The organism is Nostoc sp., assembly GCF_036919815.1.
GTDB lineage: Bacteria > Cyanobacteriota > Cyanobacteriia > Cyanobacteriales > Nostocaceae > Nostoc.
Genome location: NZ_JBALCE010000023.1, coordinates 23,335 through 49,484, shown reverse-complemented (window position 1 = coordinate 49,484; position 26,150 = coordinate 23,335). Strand labels below are relative to the sequence as shown.

Genomic DNA, 26,150 nt, shown 5'->3' with positions numbered 1-26,150 from the left:
AATAGTAGTTATTGTTACACACAAACAGAAAAAGCGCGGATAACATTAGAAAAATCTCCCCTTGAAGGAAGGCGAGGGAAAGCTGTTTGTCTTTGTGTCCTACTAGCAGCTTTCTCAGGGTATGAGTTGTTAAGTAATTATCCCTTAGTGGATAGAACTTAATTACATTTTGTCTCAAGTATTAGGCAAAAAAGTACTCCCAAGGGTGAGATAGGACTTGACAAAAGTCTGCTATTATGCATTTTTAACCAAAAGCAAAGGAGTTTGCAATGCCTCGACAAATGTGTTGGTTATCTAAGTCTGGTGGCGACGGAGAGAAAATTTTGTATTTGCAGACAGAACCCAATCAACCTTGGCGTCCCTACACAGCTTTTGGACAATTTACAGTCCCAGATTATAAAATAGCAGGTGGTTCTAAAGGTTGGGCAACTTATCAAAAACTTCTCAAAGCAGGCTGGACACTAGTACCTAGCACACGCGCAAACGAGTTTGGCAGCAGCAGCTACGCAGAGTCAACAATCCAAAATCAATAGTTAGGAGTTTGGAGAGACGCGATTAATCGCGTCTGTACAGGAGTTATATATTGTCCCTCAAGTCTTCCTCACCAGCCTCTGGGGGAACCTTCACCGCGAGGATCTGCCGCCCCTTCTAGAGTTCCATCAGATGTCACAGCGATCGCATTACCATTACCCCAAGGAGGAGTTTCCTTAATTTTATGCCCCCGACGGCGTAATTCTTGCATAGTCAGAGCATCCAAACCCCAAGATTCGACGCGCAACTCATCTGGAAGCCACTGATGATGTATGCGTGGAACAGAAACAGCCGCGCCAACATCCATGTTGTATTCCAGCACATTCAGGATCACTTGCAAAACCTGGGTAATGATGGTGCTACCACCAGGCGCACCTGCTGCCATGCGGAAATGATCATTTTCTGTGACAATTGTGGGAGTCATACTGGATAGAGGAGTTTTACGGGGTGCAATGCTGTTGGCATCATTACCAACCAAACCAAAGGCATTAGGCACTCCTGGCGCAGAAGCAAAATCATCCATCTCATTGTTGAGGACAATTCCAGTTCCCGGTGTCACCACACCAGCACCAAAAATCAGATTAATCGTGAAAGTCAGACTCACGGCGTTGTGTTCTTCATCCACAACAGTAAGATGACTAGTTTCTGGAGATTCATGCCGAGTCGCTTTTGTTTGTAGAGACTGATGGGATGAGGGGATGATATTTTTTCCTAAACTCTGATTATTAGCTTGACTAAAACGTTGTAGTATCTCTTTATCTATTGGCTTTACCTCAGTCGAAGGTCTAGCCACTTGCATATTAATTTCTTGACGGCGTTTTTTGGCGTAAGCTGGACTGAGTAGTTCTTGTACAGGGACTTTGACAAAATCAGGATCGCCTAAATATTGGGAGCGATCGGCGTAAGCAATCTTCATTGCTTCTACCATTAAATGTATAGCGTCGGGATGATGCCATCCTAAAGATTTTAAATCAGTGTCACCGATAATATTTAAAATCTGCAATAGGTGAACGCCTCCCGATGATGGTGGTGGCATTGAACAAATTTTAGCTTTGCGAAAGTTTCCACAAACGGGAGTGCGCCAGATTGGTTTGTAGGCTTTGAGGTCTTCTAAAGTAATTAAACCACCATTTTTTACCATATCAGAAGCGATCGCCCGAGCAATACTTCCGGTGTAAAAACTTTGGGGATTTTCGGCAATTGCCGTTAAAGTGGCTGCCAAATCACGCTGCACTAGCTTGTCCCCTGGTTGATAAAATTCGCCGTTGCGAGTGAAAATTTCTCGCCCGGCTGGATTTTTGAGAATTGCTTGCTTGGAAGATTGGTTTGTTTGCAGAGAAAGCCAAGTTGGTGCATCGCCAATAATAAAGCCATCTTGAGCGAGTGCGATCGCAGGTTTGATCACTTCTTGCCAAGAAAGTTTACCATAGCGGCGATGCACTTCATATAGTCCCGCCACTGTTCCTGGTGTCCCTACTGCCAAATAACCATTAATACTTGCATTTGGGCGCACCTTTCCTTTTGCGTCCAAATACATATTTCTTGTGGCTTTTAAGGGTGCGCGTTCGCGGAAGTCTAGCGCTTTCATCTCGCCAGTTTTCTCAGAGTGGATCAGCAAAAATCCGCCGCCGCCGATTCCCGCCGAAAAAGGCTCAACTACAGAGATTGCAAAAGTTGTGGCTACGGCTGCATCTACTGCATTACCACCTTTGCGTAACATCGAAATTCCCGCTTCACTTGCTAGGGGATGGGCTGAAACCACCATTCCCTTTTTGCTGTGTAGGTGTAAAGTTAAAGCAGCTGAGGCAACTTGGCTGTAAAGCAAGACACTGAAAGAAAAGATTGCAATTGCAAGTCGCTTGGGTTTAGTAACAGTAAGCATTTTTATACCATTTCTCCTAAAATTTTATACTTGTTTAACATCTAGGCGTGAGATTATTGATATAATCTGATTTGAAAATTTTACAGTAGTTATAAATGCTATGTTACGAAAAATAAGTAAAACATTTTTCAACGCTTTAACTATTGGATTATGTATCTCTACCGGAAGTGTTCTCTCCCAAACATTACCGCTTACCTCTAACTTAGTAGGTTTTAATACACCTGAAGGTGAAAAATTATTAGTTCAGAGTAAGTCAAATGAGGACTTCTTTCCACTGAGTATGCAATTCACCACTCAAAACAATCAGGCATATTGTGGTGTTGCTAGTATGGTTATGGTACTGAATGGTCTCAAAATTCCAGCACCAGAAGCACCGCAGTACAAGCCATATCGAATATTTACTCAAGAAAACTTTTTTAGTAATGATAATACAAAAAAAGTGTTAAGTCCTGAAATTGTGTCTCGCCAAGGTATGACTTTAGACCAGTTAGGGCAATTACTAGCCAGCTATGGCGTTAAAGTTAATGTTTACCACGCTGCCGACACTAGTTTAGAGCAGTTCCGCAAACAAGCGGCAGAAAATTTAAAACAACCGCAAAACTTTGTTTTAGTAAACTATTTACGCAAAGAAATAGGTCAAGAGAAAGGTGGGCATATTTCTCCTTTAGCAGCATATAATGAGCAAACAGATAGGTTTTTAATTCTTGATGTTTCTCGTTACAAATATCCACCAGTTTGGGTAAAAACAGCAGATTTATGGAAAGCAATGCTCACAAATGATTCCTCAGTAAATAAGACCCGTGGCTTTGTATTTGTCAGCAAAAGTCTTTGATATAAGAATCTGTTCATTGAGTTCATGAATTCTGCGATCGCTCATCCTCCATGTAAACAATACGAGTTAATATGGATACCGTAATTACACCAGAAAGAATTGAGTTACCACCTGGCGCGGTGTTGAAGCTTTTGGGAGGGTGGAAAGACTATCAAGTATTGAGTCAGTTACTAGGCGATCGCTCCTCGCCTCGCATTAAATATCGAAGAGGGGAAATTTTACTGATGGCACCGCTAGCAGAGCATGGAAGAGATGCGAGTTTGTTGGCATTGATAGTAATAGCTCTACTTGACCACTTAAACCGCATATACGACTCATTTACGCCCATCACCATGAGCTTGCCAGAAATTAGTGGTATTGAACCAGACTATTGCTTTTACATTGAAAATTGGAGAGCAGTAGTAGGCAAAAAAAGAATTGATTGGGAGTCAGATCCACCACCAGATTTAGCAATTGAAATAGATGTGACAAGCTACACCGACATTAATGATTTCTTGCCTTATCGAGTGCCAGAGGTTTGGATATTAAAGAGTAATCGGTTATTAATTTATAGATTGCAAGAAGAAAGTTATGTGCTTACAGAAAGCAGTTACTTTCCTAACGTCAGAGAAATTGTGCAGCAATGTCTTCAAATTGCAACCGAGCAAACAACAAGTGAGGCGATTAGGTGGTTAAAGAACTTTTTGCGTGAACAACAATAGACATTTCCAGAAATTAAATATGCGTTACCCAGAACCCTTGTAGAGACATAGCACTGCTACGTCAAAACAATTCTTTTTCACTCCTATGTCTACTAGATAGGCGGTAATTGGTAAACAGGAAACTGGTTAGGCGATCGCTCCTTTGTATGCAATATACTTTGACCTCTCTCCTAAAAGGAGAGAGGCTTTGAATCTTACTCCCCAACGTTACAAGTGTTGGGGCTGTTCTTGTTAGGTCTCCGAGGCTTAGATGTTAGCAATAATACTTTTCAAACATCCTCTAAGCATCTTGCTTATCCTTGAGATTAACCTAATCCCTTCGATTTCCGAAACTCCTGGACAACATCTTTAATATCACGTAATTCTCCCTCAACTAAATAGTTTAACTGTCGCATTTCATCTGCCGAAATCTTGCCGGCAAGTTGTGCGATCGCTTTTCTTAATTCGGGATATTTTTTTAATATTTCTTGTCGGACAATTGGCACAGTTTCATAAGGAGGAAAATAGTGTTTATCATCTTTTAATACAACTAAACCTAAGCGAGAAATCTGTCCATCAGTAGAATTCCCCGCTACCATATCTACCTGTTTTTGAATCAAAGCACGATATATTAAACCCAAGTCCATGATTTGGGGTGATTTGGCAAAACGTAAACCATAAGTTTTAGCTAATCCTGGAAAACCATCTTCTCGTTCTAAAAATTCGTAGCCGAAACCACCGCGCCATTGTGGTGTATATTGAGTAGCTTCCGAGAGAGTTTGAATGTTGTAGCGTCTGGCATCTTCACCTCGGACAATCATCGCAAAAGTATTTTCAAAACCTAAGCTTGGCATGACTTCCAGATTGAATTGTTTGGAGTATGCTTGTTTTAACTTTTCATAAACTTCTTTGGGATTGTTAACTGCTTTTTGTTTTAAAATTCCAGTAAAAGCTGTGCCTGTATACTCAATATAAGCATCAATTTTACCAGCAGTAATTGCACTATGACAAACAAAAGAACCACCCAGATGGAGACGACGATCTACTTTTAAATTAGTTGTCACCTCGATTTGCTGTGCTAACAGTTCTCCTAAAATATCTTGTTCAGTAAAATCTTTGGAAGCAACGATAATATTAGCAGTGCTGCTACTATTTAAATTCGGCGTGCAGCTAGTGACTACCAATAACAAGCTAAAGGTTAAAAAGCAAAGCGTTAAAAATCTTTTCATTAATTTTGAATTTTGAATTTATTCTCCAACCAGCCAATTGCAAAGTCAGCCAGTAATGCAATTCCCGCCGCCGGAACTGCACCAGCTAAAATTAACTGATCATTCACAACTGATATCCCGCGAAAAATAAACACTCCCAAACCACCAGCACCAATTGCTGCGGCAATAGTTGCAATACCTATGGCAATTACCGTTGCTACTCGCACTCCTGCCAAAATTACTCCCATCGCCAAGGGAATCTCAACTTGTAATAACAATTGTCTATCTGTCATTCCCATACCTCTTCCAGCTTCTCGAATCGCTGGATCTACGCCAGTAATACCTGTGTAAGTGTTACGAATTATCGGCAGCAAAGAATATACAATTAGAGCAAAAATTGCTGGTACTGCGCCAATTCCGCCAATTATGGGAACAGGAATCAGTAAGCCAAACAGTGCCAAACTAGGAATAGTTTGCAGGATATTCGCTATGCCGAGAATTGGTTGGCGAAGATAAGTTTTGCGTGTAATCAAAATACCTAATGGAATGCCTATAAGTATGGCAATTCCAATTGCAATTCCTACCAAAAATAGGTGTTCTAGAGTATGCTGAAGAATTTCTGGGGCATACTTAACGAGAAAGAAATTTTTCATAAAGTGTCTTACAAGGAACGCAGACATTGGAGAAAGGCTAGACTTTCTGGGTGTTGCGATCGCATAAATTCATCTGTTGTCCCCAATACTACCAATTCTCCGTCATACATTAAACCAATTCTCGATGCCAAAATAAAAGCTTCTTGGATATCGTGGGTGACAAAAACAACTGTCTTGCCTAATTCCTGCTGCAAATGCCGAAACTCTTGTTGAAGTTCCAGCCGTGTAATCGGATCGAGTGCGCCAAAGGGTTCATCCATCAACAACACTGGCGGATCTGCCGCTAAAGCCCTGGCTACGCCGACTCTTTGCCTTTGTCCTCCCGAAAGTTCGTGCGGATAACGCTGGGCAAATTTTGCTGGTTCTAAACCCACCAATTGCAACAATTCATAAACCCGCATTTTAATTTGTTTTGGTTGCCAACCTTCCAAAGCCGGCACTAAACCCACATTGCGTTCAACTGTGAAATGGGGAAATAAACCAATTTCTTGAATTACATAACCAATCTTTCGCCGCAGTTTAATTTCATCCCACTGAGTTGTCGGAATCCCCTCAAATAAAACTTCGCCTTGTGTGGGTGTGAATAGGCGATTAATTAACTTCATTGTTGTGGTTTTGCCGCTACCACTACGTCCAAGTAATACGAGTGCTTCTCCTTGGCGGATGGTGAAATTGAGATTTGACACCAAAGGGCGGTGATTGCGGCTAAAGGTAACATCGCGGAATTCGACGGCAGTTTGGTTATTTTGCGGCATAGGTGACTTTTGATGGACGCTAGCTCGTTACTGGTTATATTTAATTATCTGCTAATTTCGCTAACGTGCTAACGTCCAATTTGCCAGACAAGGGTATTAAGACCTACTATGCAATTTTAGCATTCTCATCTAATGCTTGTTCGGCAACATTTTTCAAGCGACTAGACCTGATTTTGCGGATGCGATCGCTACTGCGAACACCACCCGCCATTTCATATTCACGGCTGTCTTTGCCGTATTTGATCGCAACCACCATCAGCATCTTCTCAGAAAGCTGACTCAAGTTTTTTTCCATCTCTTGAATTTCAGTTTTTGAAGCGTCAACCACAGACAGAGCAGTATTATAAACATCAATTTTGCTACGTAACCAATCAGTTGACTCAATCAGTTTTTCTAGATTATAATCTTTGTCAAATTTGATGTTTGGAACAATCGATTTCAGTCCGGCTGATCTTAACTGCGCTTTTTCTAAAACGCGGGATGTACGTTTTTTACGAGACATAAATTTACTCCTTTAAGATGCCTCTACAGCTAGCTTGCCTCAATTAAAGTGCATTCTGGTTCAGTATAAAGCGCAATTATTTCTAATAAAATTTTTAAGTTATAGCAGTAATTTTTCGCAATTTAATTACTAAATGTTAGTCTTTATAGAGATAATTGTCTAAGATTGATAAAAACTTTAAGTGAGACTGCTCCTGTAAGTTGTGATACTGTTCCCATAAGTTGTGATACTATTCCCATAAGTTGTGATACTGTTCCCATAAGTTGTGATACTGTTCCCGTAAGTTGTGATACTGTTCCCATAAGTTGTGATACTGTTCCCGTAAGTTGTGATACTGTTCCTGTAAGTTGTGATACTGTTCCTGTAAGTTGTGATACCGCTCCCGTTTGTTGTGATACCGTTCCCGTTTGTTGGGGAGTGCGTAGACGCAAAACGATTTCTTGGTAGATATCGCTGCGTAGGTAAAGCCCAACTTAGGTGATTTATGATTAAAAAAATACCATGTTGACGAGTTTCGACTTCTCTGCGAGACGCTACGCGAACGCTCAACTCTCGGTCACTCAGTTGGTTGAGCGAAGTCGAAACCAACGGCTATGGTAAATTTATTACTAGAATTCACCTTAGGCATCGCAGTTTATAGACGAGCGATCGCCATCACCATATAGTTTGAACAAGATACTGTGTAATTAGCTGGTCGATTGTCACAATTGGCAAATTATCTATTTGGCTTTGGGCAATCAAAATCCGATCAAATGGATCTCGGTGGATACTTGGTAAACTAGCAACTTGCAAAACATGGCTCATTTGAATAGGTAAACTTTCAAAGCGATTGATCGCCAGACGACTTGGAATATACTGTTCTACAGGTTCAGGTAAAGTCAGTTTACCTAATTTATTTTTGATGACAATCTCCCAGGCACTTACCACGCTCAAAAATAGGATGTTACCTGAATCAGCAATCACATCACGAGCGTTGGCAGATAATTTAGAGTCATTTGTAACCCACCAAATGAATGCATGGGTATCCAGTAAACCTCTCATTACTAAACGAAGTTAGAACTTTCAAAATCAATTAAGATTTCTTCTGCTAAAGGCTCGTTGAAATCTGGTGCAATAAAGACTTTACCTTTATCTAAGCCTGGAATGCGAGGAGAACTGGTATTCGTGAAGGCGACTAGACGTGCAACTGGAATCCCTTGTTCAGCAATCACGACTTCTTCACCGAGCAATACCTGATTCAAAAGTTCACTAAATTTAGCAGTTGCTTGAGCAACGTTGACAGTTATAGTCATCTGCCTTGGTAATTAATTCCTGATATTTTTTACGATAACACCGAATGCGTGGGCGATCGCAGTTTATAGAAGAGCGATCGCACTAATCGTCAGTTAGGCAAATCCAATTGCTGCGATCGCACCCCACAAAGATCAGCGCTTGACAAAAATATAACTGTTAAAATCAGCATAATGGTGTCAAAGTGCGAAAAGAACACACCCAATAGGAGAAAAATGCTAGCCATTGTTAAACTACAACTCTCCTTAGAAACTTTAGCAGAAGCAATATCTTCCCTTGATTTAACAGAAAAACGTCAACTTCAAGAGCTAATTGAGCAACAAATTTTTGAAGCCGGAGAAGCTTTGTATGAAGACGATGCAGAAACAGAGGCAGAAATTCAAGCCGTTCGCGCTGAGTATAGCGGTGGTGAGTCTGTGACTATAGATGAATATCTTGCTAACCGCTTAGAGCAGAGATAATGAGTTATGCGTTAATTTGTATGGTCATAAATTCAGTATTATTTATGGAGAGCTACTAGCGTGGGAAACCATAACAATCTCACTACAGAGTTCTGAGAGCAAATGAATCTGATTAATCTTAGTCAGTACAATCAATGAAGAAGCATTCACAACCCATTGTCTAGTCACGCGCTAACTTCTGGGCTAATTCTTCAGGAGTTACTTGAAAAGGTGAAACATTATAGCGATGAAGTGCTTCTAGGAATTGTTGACGGCTAACTCCGGCAATTTCAGCAGCCTTAGATTGGGAAAGCATACCAACTTCATACCATTTGACAGCAGCCGCTATGGATTGTAGTATGACATCCAATGGGAAGCCCTATAGTTTAACGATGAGCAACTGCAACAGAAGAAAAGTAATATCATGAACACCGCCAAACTCAGCACTGATGGTACTCACCAAGTTGTTATTTTGTCCGAAGATTTTCAACTCACTGGTACAGAAGTCTATATCAAAAAAATTGGTAACGCTATTGTTCTCATCGCCAAAGATAACCCCTGGCGATCGCTCATGGAGAGTCTAGACAATTTCTCCGATGATTTTATGACTACTAGAGATCAGCCACTCATCGACACCAGAGAGATTTTGTAAATGCGATACCTGTCAGCCATTCCTATGCAGAACATGGGAACGAGAGATTGTCCAATACAGTTCTATTAAAAATAATCGTAGAGTAGTGTATGCCATCCACACGAAAACTGCTGTATGAGTCGTCCCCGAATCATTCAACCTGGTCAAAGCTATACATTCAGCAAATATTTTGAACTTCCGTTTTTCCCAGAAGATATTCTTGCTGAACTTGGCTGTTCTTATAAACGCGAACGGTTGCAATTACCAAAAACAGAATTTCTTCCTGAGATAATTGCAGAATTACATCGAGTGCTTGAGCGAAACCTCCGACGTGTCAAGCTACTTAGTGAGGATGCACGCAAGCAAGCAATTATTGCACCGATATTACTAGAAGTTTGCGAAATTGCCCAAACCCAATTGAATATTGAATATCCCATTAATGTAAGTGACTAACTAAAAGGCAGCTTAGATTACTACATTAATAAAGGTAAGGGATTGTTAGTAATTGAAGCTAAACAAGCAGATTTAAGTAGAGGATTTACCCAATTAGCAGTTGAGTTGATTGCACTTGATCAATGGATAGATTCAGAATTGCAACTTCTTTATGGATCTGTAACTACTGGTGAAGATTGGCGATTTGCAATATACAACCGTCAGGAAAAACAGATAACAGAAGACCTCAAATTATATCGGGTTCCTGAAGAATTAACTGAATTAACTCACATTTTAGTTGGCATATTGAGCAATTAGACTTTACATTTTGCACCGATAATTAGTTATGATTCCCCTAGTCATTCCACCCCACCTCTTAATCCCCTCTCCGCAAGCGGGGCTACCGTGTACACACAAGTTATTCGATTACCCAAAACACAAGAAAAACCTCACCCTGTCCTTATCGGACATCCCTCTCCTTACTAAGGAGAGGGACAGGTTTTGCGTAGTAAAACCAGGGTGAGGTATCTTAGGGGCTGCGCGATAAATATTAAATGATCTTCTCTAAGAGTCCATCTCAGCCAATTCTAACCAGCGTTCAGTGGCCACATCGATCGCTTGCTTGAGCTTTTCTACATGATTATAGAGTTTTTGCACTTGGCTATAATTCCCCGGTGAAACATTCGCTAGTGTTTTCTCGGTTTCTGCTTTCTCAGCCTCTAACTGGGTAATTTTACCTTCCAACTGCTCAAATTCTTTTTTTTCCCAGTTGGATAACCTCCGCCGCTTTGTATTCTCTACATTTCTGGGCGAAGACGTAACATTTTGGACTTCGATATTTTTGGGCTTCTCCTTAGCATTAGCAGCTTGTTGCTGTGCTTCTTCAGCCTTCTTAAAGTCGAGATAAACTGAGTAATTACCTGGATATTGCCGGAGATTACCGCCTTCTTCAAAGGAAAATACTGTATCGATGGTGCGATCAAGAAAGTAGCGATCGTGAGAAACTACAATTACACACCCGGCAAAATCCTCTAGATAATCCTCTAATATTGCCAATGTCTGTACATCTAAATCATTTGTCGGTTCATCTAAAATCAAGACATTCGGCGCACCCATCAAAACCCGCAACAGAAATAAACGTCTTTTTTCTCCACCAGAAAGTTTATTAATTGGCGCATACTGCTGATTACCAGGAAACAGAAACCGTTCCAACATTTGAGAAGCAGTAATTTGAGTACCATCAGTAATTTTGACAAATTCGCCTTCTTCTTTGATGTAGTCAATCACGCGCTGATTTTCGTTCATTTTTGTGAGCAATTCTTCAGAATGCTGGTCAAAATAACCGATGTGAATTGTAGTACCAATTTCTGCAATACCTGAATCTGGCTTAACCCGCCCAGTAATCATATCCATTAAAGTGGATTTACCAGCACCATTAGCGCCGATGATCCCAATGCGGTCTTCTCGGCCAAATTCGTAGGTAAAATTATTAATCAGGGTACGTCCATCGTAGGCTTTAGAAATTTGATTTAATTCAATAACTTTTTTACCAATGCGACGACCAACTGTAGAAATATCAACTTTACCCTGAACTTGTTTAAATTCAGTATCCCGCAAAGCATGAGCGCGGTCAATTCTAGCTTTCTGCTTAGTACTTCTGGCTTTGGGGCCTTTTTTGAGCCATTCCAACTCGCGCCGCAACAAACCTTGATGTTTACGTTGACTACTTACGGCGGATTCTTCAGCTAAGGCTTTCTTTTCCAGGTAATATGAATAGTTGCCTGTATAAGTGTAAATGTCGCCTCGGTCAATTTCAATAATCCGATTGGTAACACGATCCAAAAAGTAGCGATCGTGGGTTATTAGAAAAAGCGCACCACGATAGCGATTTAAATAACTTTGTAACCATTCAACAGAAAGAGCATCAAGATGGTTTGTCGGCTCATCCATGAGCAAAACATCTGGTTCTGCTAGCAACGCTGATGCTAAAGCAATGCGTTTGCGATAACCTCCCGATAAAGTGCTTATTTTGGCATCAAAGTCAGAAATTCCTAATTTTGTGAGGATGATTTTGGCGTTAGTTTCTAGTTCCCAAGCACCACTCGCATCCATCCGTTGCATCACCACAGAAAGGCGAGACATCAGTTGGCTATCATTTGGATAATGAACCAACTTATCTGACAGTTCCTCATAGTCACGCACCAAAGCCATGTGTTCGCCACTGTCAGCAAAAACTTGCTCTAGAACTGTGTGATTTTCATCTAAATCTGGCTGTTGCGGTAAGTAGATAATTTTAGAACCAGAGTTGATTAAAATTTGACCACTATCTATCGATTCTAGACCAGCGATCATTTTTAATATGGTTGATTTCCCAGAACCATTAGTACCAATTAAACCAACTTTATCGCTAGCATCGACGCTAAAGTTAGCATCTTTTAAAATTTCCTTGATGCCAAAGTCTTTTTTTACTGATTGTAGCGTAATAATACTCATAAGATTTCCGTCATTAGTTATTTTTCATTAGTGAGTAGGCAAGGTACATACCCTACCTACATTTGCCGAATTCTATACAAATAAATCCAAGGGTAAATGTCCATACATCTCGTTGATTCCCCCTTCGTCATTAGACTGACAAGATACTAATACACCACGATGATGTCCAGCATAAGAATCGAGATAGCACAAGCCATTTTTACCATTTAATTTGATATAAACTGGCCCTTCAGGTGTAAGTAAATTGTTTGGTGGTTCATAACCCAAAGCCAAAGAATAGGTCTTCATAGCCAGTATTCCTTCTTCTGCTGTATCAGCACAAATTCCTAAAATTTGGTAATCAGCAAGGTTGGTGAGCAAAATTAAGGCACTACGAATTACAGATTTTTCTGATGGCTTCAGGACAGGCGCAATGTCTAGACAGTTGAATTTATTCAGTAATTTTTTCGCTTCTTCGGCGGTGAGATTCTGATGATTGGGGATTGACATGAACTTCGTTTGTTATCTTGTTAGTTTTTCTGTTGTGTTTGAGTTAGGATTAGCCTAACCTACTAAGTATTCTTGACTCGAATCAAAGCCTCGACTTCGCTCGGCTTTAGGGTTGATTTTGGACATTCTCAAGATTGAACATAAAGGGGACGCCGCTTTTGGAGTCACCACCCATAACAAGGACTTTTGGCATCTGAGCGCCGCCACTCTTCCAAGCCTCAATTGCTTCTTTTTGGAGAACCAACTGTCCTCCTTGGGCTTTGAGTGTCTCTGCTAAGAGTCTTTGAGATTCTGCCTTACCTTTGGCGCGATTTACATCTGCTTGTGCTTCTTGTTCAGCTTCCCGTGCTACATAAACGGCTCTTTGCGCCCTCTGTTCAGCAATTTGTTTTTCTTCCACTGCTTTGGCAAATTCTGGTGAGAACGCTAAGTCAACTACGCTAGTATCTAACACAATTATCCCATATTTGTCTAAGCGATCGCCTAATGCATTATCAAAGTCTTCTTTCAATTCACTTCTTTTGGTAATTGCTTCTTCTACTGTTCTTCTGGCTGCGGCAATTTTAAATGCTTCTTGTGTCTGAGGTGCAATGATTTTTGATACAATATTTTCTAAGGTTCCTTGTTTCCTTCTAACTTCAACTACCTTTATCGGGTCGAGGCGAAAGTTAATCGCAAATCTCGCAGATAAATTTTGCAGATCCTTGGTAGAACTCTCTGCTGGCACTTCAAACTTTTGCACTGTCAAATCATACACATCTATCACTGTAATAAAAGCCGGTTTGACGTGAATACCTTCTAATAAAGCGCCGTCTCTAGCTTTACCCAAGACGCTGATCACTCCTGCTTGTCCAGGATTAATAATGATAAAGGAATTTAGTCCGATAATCAGTAGTATTGCTAATACAATTCCTAAAACTGTGGTTTGCCAATTTCCCAATTGCTGATTTTTCAAATTCTTCTCTCCATGTGGGTGATCAGTGCTGAGTAACGAGTGGTGTTAGCGGTAACGGGGCGTTTTGCTTTGACTGAAGTAAACTCAGTAAGGGCACAGCAATGCTGTGCCCTTACTATAACGGTTCTCAATTGCATGGAATACAGTAAGACTTACGCACAAGTTTACGGAATAACGTAGACGCTTCGGCTTGCCGCAGGCTACCACAGAGGCGCAGAGGACACATGGCAAATAATTTTGCGATCGCTATTGACCAATTCTCAAAGCAAACAAAGCGATGTATGCCGTAGAAATGGATGATGCTATTTATTTTAGGGCTGCCCAAAATTTCAGCAGTCCCGGGCAAGGTTGTTTAGTCTGTAAAACTTTTTCGGCGGACGGGCAATTCTTCAAAGGTCTTGATTGGCTCAAATAAAGATTTTCATCTCTCTTTGTCTTTAAGCTGTATTTTTTCACTGTTCACTTGGAACATTATTTAAATTACTCTTTAAAATATCTTAATATTTCTCAACGAAGTTTAAAAAATCTTGGGATTGAGTTCAGAATTAAGAGCGATCGCTTTGTAAAGGTTAGTTGATATTTCTTGTCAAACTGCTGGTTAAGTTAGACACTAATAAATAGAACATACGTAATTATTTATATGACTGCTACTTCTAACCTGGAATTAAAACGGCCAATTTGGCAAACTGCGATCATATTGACTTTGGGCTTTTGGCTCAGTGCTAGTCTAGTTTTAGACTGGGTAATCATGCCTAGTCTTTATCTGTCTGGAATGATGAGCCAAGCTGGTTTTACGACAGCAGGCTATACGATTTTTTGGAACTTCAATCGGATGGAATTATTCTCTGCTGCTGTAGTATTGACTGGGGCACTAGCTTTGAGCAAAACCCAATATCACTGGCGGATTGGCAGTATTGTTTTATCCGTGCTGCTGCTAACTATAGCGATGCTTGACACCTATTTTTTAACTCCGCAGATGTGCGCTATAGCAGTTCAACTCAACCTATTTGAAGCTGCTGCTGCTATTCCATCGACAATGAATTTATTACACGGCGGTTATTGGCTACTGGAAGTAGTTAAACTAGTGGCTGGTGGCACACTTTTAAGCTGGTGCTGGCGGGAGCAATTTTAAATAGATGGAGAAGTATCCACTTGTGACATACTCCTACACTGATGCAAGCATATAGTGTAGGCTTCTCAGTGACTCCCGGTATCCCGTCGGACATTAACTGAGCTTTATTTTAATTCCACGAGATGCCCCTCCGCAGAATTGAACAAGTACAAATGTTCAACACCTTTGTACTGTCAGAGTTTTACCTACCCACAGGATTGACACAGAAGTGTCTATTACTGGGTAGAACCCCACACTCTGAGTTTTCAAGGTACAGTATACAACCAGCATTTTCGGCTTTGTTTGTATTTATTTATAATACCATCAATCGTAGTGTTATAAATAATAAATATAATGAATATGGGTCATAGCAGAACAATAGCAATTAACTGTTTTGGCTATGCCAAAAAACATTAATTACTATATCTCCCCACTCCCGGGCCTTTCATCCCACACCAACCGAGTACAGTATGGTGTCGGGATTCCCGTCTGTTGAGCTAAATCTCACGCCCAAGACGCAAAGAATTTCTTTGCGTCTTTTTGCTACATATATCTTATGGGTTAATTAATGCCATGTCTACGCGGACAATTTTGTATTTATATTTGTGACTTTTAAAACTTGAGATTTTTCGGGCAAATTGCTACTATAAAAGGATTCACGCATTTATAAGTGTAATTAAATAAGCATCCAAAATTATCTTTTACTGTACATTTCCAGCCTTATCCGGACATCCTAAAAAATAAATATTTATGACAATTATCTGGAAAATGCTATTAATTAGTTTTCATGTTTACTTTACTTATTTATCATGAAGTTTATATATTTCTGCTAACTTTTTTTGAAAATTATAGTAATCTGAGTTTTAGTGAGTACGTTACTTGTTATCTACCATCTAGCTGAAAATAGCTATATTGCAGGTATGTACTACCAATCAAGAATATCACTATAAGTTCTTGAATTTGTGACTCCAAAATGTACAGGGTGACTATTTAGCCCCATACAACATCAGAACCCGTTTCCTGTACTTATGAAGAGATTCCCTTCTGCTGATCTGGTCGCCTGTGCATCTCACCACATACCATGATGGCGGCAATTATCAGCTAACTCATCCTTGGTCGGAGGTTTACCATTCCTGTTTGTTGTGCAAGTGATAATTTTGCCCAATCCCAACACTAAAAGTTACTCTACAATCACAAACTTAAGTAAGACATTGAACTTTTGGAATGCTTAGTTTTTAATAATACTTTTTCTCTTGATGAAGTTCCCCTCAAGAATAAACTTCTTGGAAAAGTATCCGACAACCTGCGTCACGGCTAGAAAAACATAGTTTGTCAGCGCGGAGTTAATGGCTAAAAGCCTTGGTAGAGAGCAATTTTAATCTAAATTACAGTAGATTTTGGTCGCTCTAGACTTTAGCATTAGGGGTAAAAAAACTTTTGTAAGAGAACTAAAGTATCTGCAATTTTAGGCTGACAAATACGTATAACAATGATGCTTTTGTGACTGATGGGCGAGAGCCAATTGTCTGTGCATGACACTTGAGTTACTGTTAGATTGGCTAGATTAGCGAAAGATACAGAAAACCAATCTAATTTTTGAAATACTATATCCTGGCAACCAGTCGGGCAATTTTGCTATTGGGTAATAGGATGAATTGGTTTAGTTGTAATTCGTGCATTATAGCTTAACAGAGATTGGTGAATTAAGAGTTGGGGGGTGTGGAATCTCTGTACTAATTCAAATGTGACCGCTATATTTATCTAACAGTACTTCCAAGAAAGTCGCGGTGAATTGCGAAAAGGTAATTCATTAATTTTGCCTGCAAATATTAATTTTATTCCAGAGCCATTCCAATGAAGACACTTCCGATTAGTAGATACAGATTTTTCCAAAAGCTCCAGCCTTTATCTCTGTTGAAAAAAATCACTGGTAAGTCGGTTACTGGTTGTTTGCAAGTGTTTAGCACGTCAGGCTCTTGGTCAATATATATGGACGAGGGTAAACTAATTTATGCCTGCTACTCAGAAAAAATGTTTGAGCCGCTTTACAGGAATTTGCAACGTTTGAGCCAGCAAATTTCTACTCTCCCTGACGGAATCAAAGAACAGTTGCGGGCGATATTTGAAACTGGTATTGAAAATCAGGCAATACCAAACCCAGATTATCTAGCTATTTGCTGGTTAGTCAATCAGAAATATATCAGTCCCTCTCAAGCGGCGATATTGATAGAACAATTGGCGCTAGAAGTTCTACAGTCATTCTTGAACTTAGAAGAGGGGAGTTATGAATTTATTCCTGAAAGCTTTCTGGATGACATGCCAAAGTTTTGTCATCTAAATCTCCGCTTATTAGTTGAAGGATGTCAAACGCCCCGAAGCGTTGGCGTCTCTGAAAGAGAAGCAGTTTATCGTCAGACATCGCCAAGTTCTCAATCGCACCCCTCACAATTGTTCCAAATAAATCAGCTACAACCTAAAGTCAAAACTACACCACAGTTACCTAGAACAAATGGCTATAAACCAGCAGCCTACCCGATTAATACTAATGAACATAGGGGTCAGGGAATTATCCAACCGCCTGCTGACAAAAAAATCTACACAATCTTCTGTATTGATGACAGTCCGACGGTATTGAATGATATTAAAAGTTATTTAGATGAGCAAACCTTTTCTGTTGTCGGAGTCACCGATTCTTTAGAAGCTTTAATGCAGATTATTCGCATAAAACCAGATATAATTTTGTTGAATATTTCGATGCCTAATTTAAATGGATATGAACTCTGCTCTTTGCTGCGTAAACACTCACATTTTAAAAATACACCTGTGATTATGGTGTCAGAAAAAGTCGGTTTTATAGATAGAGCTAAAGCTAGGATGGTCAGAGCATCTGGCTATTTAACTAAGCCTTTTACACAAGGAGATTTACTAAAAGTGATCTTTCAACATATTGTTTAATTTACTAATATAAAATGGATAGTTCAGGAGCTAACACGCTCTTTAAATTAGGAATTATTAATTATCAATTATGAATTACATTGACGCCTCCCCCAGTATTTCCAAAAGCGATCGCTCCATAACTTCACTGACAAATTTATTACCTTGCAAGTTGAGGTGAATGTGATCGTGATATAAACCTTGCGGGTTGGTGGTTGAATTGAATATCGGTAAAAAGTCTATATAGTTAATTTGCTCTGCTTTGGTAAAATCGTTCAAGCGATGGCGGGCTTTAATTTCGTAATCGCGGGGGCCTGGTTCACCAATTTCTCGCAGTAAGGGAGTCATGACTAGTAGAAATTGGCTGTTGGTTTGGCGATTCAAGGCTTGAATTTTGCCGATCGCCTCCAAATTAATCCCAACGCGATCGCCTGCTTCATTATGCACTGCTTTCATTTCGGGAATTGGCTTTTGTTTGACGATATAACGTTGCCACACTTCCACTAATGCTAGGGGAGGTTTACTATCGGGATAGTTGCGATCGCGTCCTACCGGTAACGAAGTGGGAGGAGTAGCAAACAAATCATCGGTATTAATTAATAACACTACCACTTGCGCGTTGAAATTGCTAAACTTCTGTAAATAAGCTAATTCGTTCCTTGGCCCCCAAGAGTTAGCTGAAGCATTCAATACTTCTACTTCCTGATAATTACTCTTAGTGGATGATGCCAGAGAACGCATCATCAGGCTGGATATTGTATTAGTCTGATCTGTCCACCAGCCACCATTAGCAATCGAATCACCTAACAGTAAAATTCGCAGCCCAGAAGGTGCAGGTGTCTTTTTGATCGGACTACCTCGCATAGAATACTGATTAATTTCAATGGAATTACCAAAACGACGGGTATGCTGGTTAGGAGCCAATAAATAACCAATCTGCTCATCGCCAATGTAAATCAGGGGATTGCCAAAGCCAAAGAGCGATCGCAGTCCGATCTCGACTACCACAAACAATCCTACAACCACCGCCAAAATTACGATCAGCGCCACTTTCACCTACAGACACCCTCTTATACTGAGTTGCTTTTTAACGATAGTAACTGACGCATTGGGCATTGGAAAGAGGCAGAGGGGCGGAGTACACAAGGGTAAACTGTTTTAATACCCCAGTTAAGAAGTTCAAGAGCTTCTTCCCCACTCCCCAGGCATCTGACTAAGCGGATTAATATCTATTGGAATGTATTTGATAAACTTTAAAAACAGCAATTATACGGCTATTAACTGTCTATCTAAGAGCTTACCAAAGTTTTGATATATTTTGGCTAGTTTTGTGCAAGAGTATAGCAGTGTTTTCTAGTGATATAATTTTGTATTATAGGTATCAATACAGGTACGATTTTGCTCATTTTATCAATTAATTAATTTAGCAATTTTTTTTTTCGGGGATAGGTTAGGATGATCAAAATAGCCACACGTAAATATTTAGGTAAAGAAAATGTCTATGACATTGGAGTTGAGTGTTACCATAATTTTGCGCTCAAAAATGGCTTAATAGCTTCCAATTGTTTCAATAAATCCCATTCCACCGCTTATGGTTATGTAACTTATCAGACAGCATATTTAAAAGCTAATTACCCATTAGAATATATGGCGGCGCTGTTAACGGCTAACAGTGGTGATACCGATAAGGTACAGAGATATATTACTAACTGTACAAATATGGCTATTTCTATAGATCCGCCAGATATTAATCGTTCTGGTGTTGATTTTACGCCGACATTGGGAAAGATTCTGTTTGGATTTTCGGCGGTGCGTAACGTGGGACAGAATGCGATCGCCTGTATTTTGGAGGCGAGAGATCAGACAGGAGAGTTTAAATCCCTTGCTGATTTTTGCGATCGCGTGGATTTACGGGCTGTTAACCGCCGCACTCTAGAGTCACTAATTTACTGTGGAGGCTTTGACAAAATTCAACCCAACCGCCAACAGTTAATTAACGACTTAGAATTAGTGTATGATTGGGCACAATCTCGCGCTAAAGACAAAGCTAGTGGTCAAGGGAATCTCTTGGATTTATTAGGCGACGGATTTTCTTCGACTCAGAATAAAAGGGCAAATAATGTCTTTGAAACTGCTCCTAAATCTCAACCTGTAATGGATTTTACCCCACAGGAAAAGTTGCAGAAAGAGAAAGAATTATTAGGTTTTTATGTATCAGATCATCCACTGAAATCCTTACGAAAAATAGCACCACTTTTGACTCCAATTAACCTTTCGCAACTGGGTGAACAAAAGGAAGAAATAAGGCTTTGTGCAGTTGTAATGTTGAATAATGTCAAAAAAGTGGTTACTAAAAAAGGCGATCAGATGGCTATTTTGCAAATAGAAGACTTAACTACACAAACAGAAGCTGTAGTTTTTCCTAAAACCTATGAACGCATTAGTTCCCTACTCGTAGTTGATACTAGATTGATTATTTGGGGAAAAGTAGATCGACGCGACGAACAAACTCAATTTATTCTTGAAGATGTAGAACCGGTGGAAACAGTACAAATGGTGATGGTGGAGTTAAATCCGCAGCAAGCAAATAATATCGATTACCTACATCACTTGAAAACAATTTTGCAAGAACAGTCAGGAGACAAAGAAAAGGCAAAAATGCCAGTGATTGGAATTATCCAAACTGAAAATTCTCGTAAACTTGTTCGCTTGGGTTGGCAATTTTGCGTACAAGATTCTAGAATAACCGTTCAAGCTTTGCAAAACGCCAGTTTTACGGCTCATCTAAAATCGCTGACTGGTAGCTGACGCCAGGAGTAAAAAGTCTATTAATACTGAAAAACAGGTTAAAAATGAGTTTTACCCAACTGTCAACAGTAAATAGCCTTAAATATGCAAGAGCTTCATAGTTTTTTTAGTTACTTATGCGGATGATATTTTCATTGAGGGAGTGGTATCTTTTTATGCTAATACCCTCAAGGCTGCGACCGGGGGAAGGAGTTAGAACTTGATGATCGTAAACGAGCTACAGAAATTTGTTTCATACTGTAAAAAAATTCAACCGCAAACTCATGAGGACATTCAAAAATTTTTTGAAGGAGTGATTTTGTTTCCTTATGATAAGGAACTTCTATTACAAGCTTATTTATTTCTGAATATTAAAGAGTTGTTTCCCTCGTGCGCTGAATTGCTATTATTTGAAAAATCCCCAATTTCAGATTATACAGATTTAGGGAAGTGTGATTTTGTCTTCCTGACCTTTAAAGGTAGTCTGTTTTTAATTGAAACTAAGTTTATTGATACAGAAGCAACCGGAGCGACAGAAAGAAAAAGAAGAAATAAACACAGAAATAAGGTATTTGAGCAAGTTATAACTTTAAAAGGGCGATTTAGTGAATATTGGAATATGAGGCTAGATCAATTAGAGTGCGGGGTTTTCACAACAGATTCAGAACTTGCTTGGCGAGGAAATGGTGTGAACGTCATATCTAAATCAATATCTATAGATCAGCTCGAAAAATGGCGAAGAAGTTATCACAGCACTGAAAAACTTTTATCTCATCAAGATGGGTCAAAGTTTGAGGGAAGGTTAATTTGAAAGGTTGAGCTTTGACTCAAGTATACTTTTTACGGTGATTTTATCGGTTAAAGCCGCCAGATTCACTTTCGTAATTTCATCTTTGTCTAACCATAGATAACCTTGACCCGGAAAATATGTCAGATTACTTGAATAAGTACTAAAAGTTTGACAGGAAAACCATCCTAATGAGAATTTGGGCTACTACTGCTGTGCTAGCTTCTTCTTGGCTAATATCTGGGGTCATAGGTTGTGAGCCAATCAACGCTAGTTCTGTTTTACTAGAAAATCCTATATCATCTCCTGCGCCAACGCATACAAAACAGATTACTGTTAGTACCACCGAGTTCGGGCTGAAGAGAGTTGACTCCAAAGGTAACGTTACCATTTTCCAGACAACAAGAGTGCCACTTCAGGAAGGAAAAAGCTACGGCTGGCGGATTAAACTCAAAGATTACCAAGGTGAAGTGAAATGGCGTGAAGTCTTACGTTTACCAAAACCTCCAGAAAGTTGGGGTACAGATAACGGTGAAAACTTCTCAATATCAACAGACGGCACTACATCTGTGACACGGCGCACACAGTCGGCTTCAGGGGGTGTGATTGAGAATTTTTGGACGATCGCTCCTGGCGATCCGGTTGGTAAGCATAGAATAGAGGTCTATATTGATGACCGTTTGATCAGTACTTTCGAGTTTGAACTTATTCTAGTTAAGTGAAAGGGATTGAGCATTGGGCACTTGTACTGACTTGTACTGACTTGTGCCGAGCGAAGTCGTTCGCGGAGCGTCTCGTAGAGAGGTAGCGATGTCGTTGGCGCAGCCTCTCGTAGAGAAGTATTGCTTATTTCTCCCCTACTCCCCTTAACCTCAAGCTGAGGAGTATCTTAGAAATAGAAGCTTGATTATTGTTGGGTGGCGATCGTGAATACAGAGGAATTCCTGCAATTGATCGAAAAGCAGCCCCCATGTCCTCACACACTGCCAAAAGGGCTGCAAGCAATGTGGTATGACAGGAAAGGTGATTGGAGCAAAGCTCATGAAATAGTTGCAAATGCCAGCGATGCCGATAGTGCCTGGATTCATGCTTACCTGCACCGCAAAGAAGGCGATTTGAACAATGCGCGTTTTTGGTATCAACGCAGTGGTCAGCCAGAGTTTGTAGGAGAACTAAGCCAGGAATGGGAACAAATAACTTCTGTATTGCTAAGGAAGGTCAACGCGTCGCATGAATGCTGAAGAATTAAAAAGGCGTTTTGCCGCAGGGGAAAGATATTTTCCAGCGATCAACTTAAGTCGGGACAAGCTGATTGGAGCCTATTTGCCTGGAATCAATTTATGGGGTTCTGACTTGAGTGGAGCTAACCTAGCTAAAGCTAAACTCTGGGGAGCAGATTTGAGTAGAGCTAACTTAGCCCAAGCGAACTTGACCAGAGCTAATTTGAGCGGTGTCAACCTAAATGAAGCAAATCTCCGGGGAGCCAAACTCAACTATGCCAAGTTGTATGGAGCGAATTTGACTGGCGCTTATTACGATGAAAGCACGCGGTTTTCTAGAGGTTTTGACCCCATCAGTAGAAATATGCAGAAGGTCTGAAGGGGATTTTGGACTCGCCTGCAAGCGGATTTGAGATTACAGGGTTTTTCAATTCATCCGCTAGTCGTACAGAATTCAGCATGAATACTGTATGACTAGCGCCTCGATTTTTTCTGATTAAATTGGCGATCGCGTAGCGTCTCCTAAAGAACAAGGTATTGCTTTAAATAACTTATTTTGATATATGTTCATGTGAGCCATCTAACATAGAAGATATCAACATCTGTTCAAAGACTTTGGAAAGAGCAGTTTGAAAACGCTGACGATGTTTAAGTTTGAAAAAAGGTCGAACAATTTCTGCGTAGGCGTAGCCCGGCGTAGGCATCGCACCGTTGCCCTCTCTGTTATCAATAACTCGAATAGCCCGCAGAGTTCCTAACTGGATTTCTTTTTTTACCATCAGCTCAGAAATTCCAATTGCACCGACACCATCTTCGATCGCTGCTTTTGTCATCTCTCCACTATTGAATACTAAAATTACATTCAGTTCACTGAGATTGATTCCCCAATTTTGTAAGGCTTCCTCAAACCTTTGCTGGGTTCCAGAACCTGGTTCTCGCATCACCCAAAGGGTTTTAGTCAATTGGCTTAAATCAATTTCTCCCCACTCAAACCAAGGGTGTTTTTTACCTACCACAATTTGTAAGCGATCGCTGCCCACTATTTCGTACTCTAGAGTATTCTGAAGCGCTGGCTTCACATCTCCTTCTACTAAACCCAAATCAAACTGTCCTGTCGCTGTTCCTACACAAATCTCGTCTGTATTGGCAAGGCTACAGTCAATCTGGATACCCGGATATCGGCTCTTAAACTCACTAATCTTACTTGGTAGCCAGTAGTTACCAATTGTCAGACTCGACCCTAATTTCAATTCACCCCGTTGCAAATTGTTCAATTCTCGCAATCCCCTTTCAGTCAAGGAAACTTGATCGAGAATTTTCTGCGCTTCCACTTGCAATAATTTACCAGCTTCAGCAATCTCGATATGGCGACCAATCCGATGGAATAGTTTCACACCGTATTCTTGCTCTAAGTTGTGGATTGCGGCGCTGACGGCAGGTTGTGTAATATAAAGCACCTCTGCGGCGCGAGTAAAGTGTAAGTGGTGCGCCACAGCCTGAAAGATTTTTAGCTGCTCAAGCGTCATTCCTGCCATTTATGGTATCCCTATAACTTGGTGTCAAAATTTTAATCACTTTCATTTATCATTCTGACAAATAAAAGCATTTGATTCTATCGGTTAATTTGACTAAAGTATAAATCAAGGCTTTCTACGTAGTCATTAGTCATTTGTAAATGACCAATGCTTCATGCCCCATGCCCAATGCCCAAGTATATAAATAAGGACATCCACAAATGAGCGGTTTAGTAACTGCAATTACCACAGGGATTACCGCATTCACTGTTACCAACATTGATGATATTGTGATTCTGACGCTGCTTTTTTCACAAATAAATAAAACGTTCCGTAGTCGTCACATCCTTGCTGGTCAGTATCTCGGTTTTGCTGCATTGATCATTGCTAGCCTTCCCGGTTTCTTCGGTGGACTAATTATACCGCAGGACTGGATTAGACTACTTGGTTTAATGCCTATAATCATTGGTATGAGTAGTTTACTAAAACGCGAAGAGGATTCAGCAGAGGAAGCCAAGGAAGAAGCCGAGCCGTCTTGTCCCTCTATAATTAGCAGTTTTATCTCTCCGCAAACCTGCAATGTAGCTGCGATCGCCTTTGCAAATGGTAGTGATAATATCAGCATCTACGTACCCCTGTTTGCCAATTCGGAATTAGATAGTCTGCTGGTAATACTAAGTGTATTCTTTTCGCTAGTGGGTGTGTGGTGTTATGCTGCTTATAAGTTAACCTACTTGCCTGCGATCGCAGACTTTTTAACGGAAAATGGCAACACTTTTGTGCCTTGTATCTTGATTGGATTAGGTGTATTTATTGTTACCGAAAATGTTACTTGGACTCTTTTATCTGTAGTTTCCAGTTATATATTTTCATTAATTTTAGGTTTCAATACTCAGCCGTCGAGTGAAGAACAATAAAAATTAAGTATCTAAAAACAGGTGCATGATGAATTTTCTGGTCAAAATAAATTCCAAACTGCAAAATATATTACCCCTTAACAGGAATCAAAACATGAAAATCTGGAAATCTCTACTAATTGTCTTGATGATTTTCGCTAATCTAGCCTTTGCTCAACCTTCTTTTGCTGATCGACCAAAATTTAGCAAAAACCCTGACTATATCGAAGTCACTAAAGCTCTTAACGAACTCTCTCAGACAAAAGATAGCCAAACTCAAGTTGAAGGTCTCACACCAGAAGAAATTCAAAACAGAATCCAGGAATTAACACTGCAAAAATATGCTTTAGAGACGGGAATCAACTGGGGTCAATGCGACAACCAAACAGGTAATAGTATAGCAGTATATGGCAAAAGACCAAATGATGAAGACAATGAAGATGCCGTATACGAGAATGGTCTGTATTTTCTAGCTAATGGTCAGTCCACTAAAAATAATTGGGATTGTGATGGCATCTATCTAGCAAATGATATCAAGGTAGCAAATTTCACTTCTAGTCCGAATGGGCAAGGTCAAGAATTGGCTGGGCCGGTTGCTCTCAAGATACTTGATGGAACTCAGTTAGTGATTAAGACGAATCCAGCTACTGCTGCAATTGAATTAAGTGTTCCTACTGTGAAAGTTATTAACAGCAAAGAGGCTAACTGGTTTATCCCAGATATATCGCAGGCTCTAATAGATACACGAGTTCCCAATGCGCCTACCAAAAAATCTTGAAATATAAGCGCATAGTCTATATTTTGAATGATTGTTCTCAATTTAAATACTGTGACAGCCAAAATCAGAGGAAAAACAGGACAAGCACTGATGAAAAACCTCTCTGATCTTGGCTGTTTTCTTTATAACCCCTTATTACTTACAGTTGCTCTGTACCATCAATTACGAATTACAAATTACTCGGTCAAGCTTGTTTTATTTCGATATCTGCATTAAAATAAATTTTGAAAAAAATGTACAATCACAAGAGGTATATTTCATTAGCGCAACTATTGCGCTTGGTGCAAGTCATCTGGAAGGAGATTTCCTACTACCTTCGCATTTTTGTAAGAAGAGCCGCTTTGGGGATA

At 40.0% G+C, this 26,150-nt stretch carries 29 protein-coding genes and 1 pseudogene; 16 read left to right on the top strand and 14 right to left on the bottom strand.

The genetic code is table 11. From position 1 onward, the window contains the following. Positions 1–269 precede the first annotated feature (269 nt). Positions 270–533, top strand: a complete 264-nt coding sequence (locus V7K15_RS06690) for a hypothetical protein (RefSeq protein ID WP_334904139.1) — start codon at positions 270–272, stop codon at positions 531–533. Positions 534–601: 68 nt separating this feature from the next. On the opposite strand, the gene ggt is transcribed toward V7K15_RS06690, so the two are convergent. Continuing rightward, a complete protein-coding gene (gene ggt / locus V7K15_RS06685) occupies positions 602–2,413 on the bottom strand; it encodes a gamma-glutamyltransferase (protein WP_334904137.1) in 1,812 nt (603 codons plus the stop codon). A gap of 100 nt (positions 2,414–2,513) precedes the next feature. Between ggt and V7K15_RS06680 the strand changes: the two genes are divergently transcribed. Further along, entirely contained in the window at positions 2,514–3,245 is a 732-nt protein-coding gene (locus V7K15_RS06680; RefSeq protein ID WP_334904135.1) for a phytochelatin synthase family protein, read from the top strand. 71 nt (positions 3,246–3,316) lie between these two features. Beyond that, a complete protein-coding gene (locus V7K15_RS06675) occupies positions 3,317–3,946 on the top strand; it encodes a Uma2 family endonuclease (protein ID WP_334904133.1) in 630 nt (209 codons plus the stop codon). 305 nt (positions 3,947–4,251) lie between these two features. On the opposite strand, the gene V7K15_RS06670 is transcribed toward V7K15_RS06675, so the two are convergent. From V7K15_RS06670 to V7K15_RS06645, 6 genes are all read right to left on the bottom strand, one after another. Further along, the gene (locus tag V7K15_RS06670; protein WP_334904131.1) at positions 4,252–5,154 is read right to left on the bottom strand and encodes a glycine betaine ABC transporter substrate-binding protein; all 903 of its coding nucleotides are present in this window, start codon (positions 5,152–5,154) and stop codon (positions 4,252–4,254) included. Continuing rightward, complete coding sequence (locus tag V7K15_RS06665; RefSeq protein WP_334904129.1) at positions 5,154–5,786, bottom strand: ABC transporter permease; 633 nt, start codon at positions 5,784–5,786, stop codon at positions 5,154–5,156. Before V7K15_RS06665 ends, V7K15_RS06670 begins: the two co-directional genes overlap by 1 nt. A gap of 8 nt (positions 5,787–5,794) precedes the next feature. Next, on the bottom strand, positions 5,795–6,541 hold the full coding sequence (locus tag V7K15_RS06660) for an ATP-binding cassette domain-containing protein (protein WP_334904127.1): 747 nt from the start codon (positions 6,539–6,541) through the stop codon (positions 5,795–5,797). A gap of 106 nt (positions 6,542–6,647) precedes the next feature. After that, positions 6,648–7,043: a hypothetical protein gene (locus V7K15_RS06655; RefSeq protein WP_334904125.1), complete on the bottom strand. Its 396-nt coding sequence runs from the start codon at positions 7,041–7,043 to the stop codon at positions 6,648–6,650. 654 nt (positions 7,044–7,697) lie between these two features. Continuing rightward, positions 7,698–8,084, bottom strand: coding sequence for a type II toxin-antitoxin system VapC family toxin (locus V7K15_RS06650; protein ID WP_334904123.1), 387 nt, complete (start codon positions 8,082–8,084; stop codon positions 7,698–7,700). A 2-nt stretch (positions 8,085–8,086) separates the two neighbouring features. Then, entirely contained in the window at positions 8,087–8,335 is a 249-nt protein-coding gene (locus V7K15_RS06645) for a type II toxin-antitoxin system Phd/YefM family antitoxin (protein WP_334904122.1), read from the bottom strand. A 213-nt stretch (positions 8,336–8,548) separates the two neighbouring features. Between V7K15_RS06645 and V7K15_RS06640 the strand changes: the two genes are divergently transcribed. Further along, positions 8,549–8,794 (top strand): hypothetical protein, encoded by a 246-nt coding sequence (locus tag V7K15_RS06640; protein WP_334904120.1) that lies wholly within the window; start codon positions 8,549–8,551, stop codon positions 8,792–8,794. A 160-nt stretch (positions 8,795–8,954) separates the two neighbouring features. Here V7K15_RS06640 and V7K15_RS06635 read toward each other — a convergent pair. After that, positions 8,955–9,122, bottom strand: a pseudogene (locus V7K15_RS06635) (UPF0175 family protein); the annotation flags it as partial. A 75-nt stretch (positions 9,123–9,197) separates the two neighbouring features. Between V7K15_RS06635 and V7K15_RS06630 the strand changes: the two are divergent. From V7K15_RS06630 to V7K15_RS06620, 3 genes are all read left to right on the top strand, one after another. After that, on the top strand, positions 9,198–9,425 hold the full coding sequence (locus V7K15_RS06630; RefSeq protein ID WP_334904118.1) for an antitoxin: 228 nt from the start codon (positions 9,198–9,200) through the stop codon (positions 9,423–9,425). Between the two features lie 114 nt (positions 9,426–9,539). After that, positions 9,540–9,857 carry a hypothetical protein gene (locus V7K15_RS06625; protein WP_334904117.1) on the top strand — a complete coding sequence of 106 codons (318 nt, stop codon included), beginning with the start codon at positions 9,540–9,542 and terminating at the stop codon, positions 9,855–9,857. 42 nt (positions 9,858–9,899) lie between these two features. Beyond that, a complete protein-coding gene (locus V7K15_RS06620; RefSeq protein WP_334904115.1) occupies positions 9,900–10,154 on the top strand; it encodes a hypothetical protein in 255 nt (84 codons plus the stop codon). 246 nt (positions 10,155–10,400) lie between these two features. Here the strand turns inward: V7K15_RS06620 and V7K15_RS06615 are convergent, their stop codons facing one another. The 4 genes from V7K15_RS06615 to V7K15_RS06600 all read right to left on the bottom strand — a co-directional run bounded on the left by V7K15_RS06615 (position 10,401) and on the right by V7K15_RS06600 (position 14,098). After that, a complete protein-coding gene (locus V7K15_RS06615) occupies positions 10,401–12,329 on the bottom strand; it encodes an ABC-F family ATP-binding cassette domain-containing protein (RefSeq protein ID WP_334904113.1) in 1,929 nt (642 codons plus the stop codon). Between the two features lie 72 nt (positions 12,330–12,401). Then, positions 12,402–12,818 carry a DUF1824 family protein gene (locus V7K15_RS06610; RefSeq protein ID WP_334904111.1) on the bottom strand — a complete coding sequence of 139 codons (417 nt, stop codon included), beginning with the start codon at positions 12,816–12,818 and terminating at the stop codon, positions 12,402–12,404. 106 nt (positions 12,819–12,924) lie between these two features. Further along, positions 12,925–13,773 (bottom strand): prohibitin family protein, encoded by an 849-nt coding sequence (locus tag V7K15_RS06605; protein WP_334904109.1) that lies wholly within the window; start codon positions 13,771–13,773, stop codon positions 12,925–12,927. A gap of 127 nt (positions 13,774–13,900) precedes the next feature. Beyond that, complete coding sequence (locus V7K15_RS06600; RefSeq protein WP_334904107.1) at positions 13,901–14,098, bottom strand: hypothetical protein; 198 nt, start codon at positions 14,096–14,098, stop codon at positions 13,901–13,903. A 315-nt stretch (positions 14,099–14,413) separates the two neighbouring features. On the opposite strand from V7K15_RS06600, the gene V7K15_RS06595 reads away from it, so the two are divergent. Beyond that, complete coding sequence (locus V7K15_RS06595; RefSeq protein ID WP_334904105.1) at positions 14,414–14,905, top strand: hypothetical protein; 492 nt, start codon at positions 14,414–14,416, stop codon at positions 14,903–14,905. Positions 14,906–16,738: 1,833 nt separating this feature from the next. Next, the gene (locus V7K15_RS06590; RefSeq protein ID WP_334904103.1) at positions 16,739–17,839 is read left to right on the top strand and encodes a response regulator; all 1,101 of its coding nucleotides are present in this window, start codon (positions 16,739–16,741) and stop codon (positions 17,837–17,839) included. Positions 17,840–17,914: 75 nt separating this feature from the next. Here the strand turns inward: V7K15_RS06590 and V7K15_RS06585 are convergent, their stop codons facing one another. After that, positions 17,915–18,874: an SGNH/GDSL hydrolase family protein gene (locus V7K15_RS06585; RefSeq protein WP_334904101.1), complete on the bottom strand. Its 960-nt coding sequence runs from the start codon at positions 18,872–18,874 to the stop codon at positions 17,915–17,917. 399 nt (positions 18,875–19,273) lie between these two features. On the opposite strand from V7K15_RS06585, the gene V7K15_RS06580 reads away from it, so the two are divergent. From V7K15_RS06580 to V7K15_RS06560, 5 genes are all read left to right on the top strand, one after another. Next, on the top strand, positions 19,274–20,626 hold the full coding sequence (locus V7K15_RS06580) for a helix-hairpin-helix domain-containing protein (protein WP_334904099.1): 1,353 nt from the start codon (positions 19,274–19,276) through the stop codon (positions 20,624–20,626). Positions 20,627–20,828: 202 nt separating this feature from the next. Further along, complete coding sequence (locus V7K15_RS06575) at positions 20,829–21,416, top strand: hypothetical protein (protein ID WP_334904097.1); 588 nt, start codon at positions 20,829–20,831, stop codon at positions 21,414–21,416. Between the two features lie 167 nt (positions 21,417–21,583). Next, positions 21,584–22,114, top strand: coding sequence for a hypothetical protein (locus V7K15_RS06570; protein ID WP_334904095.1), 531 nt, complete (start codon positions 21,584–21,586; stop codon positions 22,112–22,114). A gap of 204 nt (positions 22,115–22,318) precedes the next feature. Next, positions 22,319–22,633 (top strand): hypothetical protein, encoded by a 315-nt coding sequence (locus tag V7K15_RS06565; RefSeq protein WP_334904279.1) that lies wholly within the window; start codon positions 22,319–22,321, stop codon positions 22,631–22,633. Continuing rightward, positions 22,623–22,991, top strand: a complete 369-nt coding sequence (locus V7K15_RS06560) for a pentapeptide repeat-containing protein (RefSeq protein ID WP_334904093.1) — start codon at positions 22,623–22,625, stop codon at positions 22,989–22,991. Before V7K15_RS06565 ends, V7K15_RS06560 begins: the two co-directional genes overlap by 11 nt. Positions 22,992–23,163: 172 nt before the next feature. On the opposite strand, the gene V7K15_RS06555 is transcribed toward V7K15_RS06560, so the two are convergent. Further along, complete coding sequence (locus tag V7K15_RS06555; protein WP_334904091.1) at positions 23,164–24,147, bottom strand: LysR substrate-binding domain-containing protein; 984 nt, start codon at positions 24,145–24,147, stop codon at positions 23,164–23,166. Positions 24,148–24,347: 200 nt separating this feature from the next. On the opposite strand from V7K15_RS06555, the gene V7K15_RS06550 reads away from it, so the two are divergent. Continuing rightward, positions 24,348–25,043, top strand: a complete 696-nt coding sequence (locus V7K15_RS06550; protein ID WP_334904089.1) for a cadmium resistance transporter — start codon at positions 24,348–24,350, stop codon at positions 25,041–25,043. A gap of 94 nt (positions 25,044–25,137) precedes the next feature. After that, a complete protein-coding gene (locus tag V7K15_RS06545; protein ID WP_334904087.1) occupies positions 25,138–25,800 on the top strand; it encodes a hypothetical protein in 663 nt (220 codons plus the stop codon). Positions 25,801–26,150: the final 350 nt, after the last annotated feature.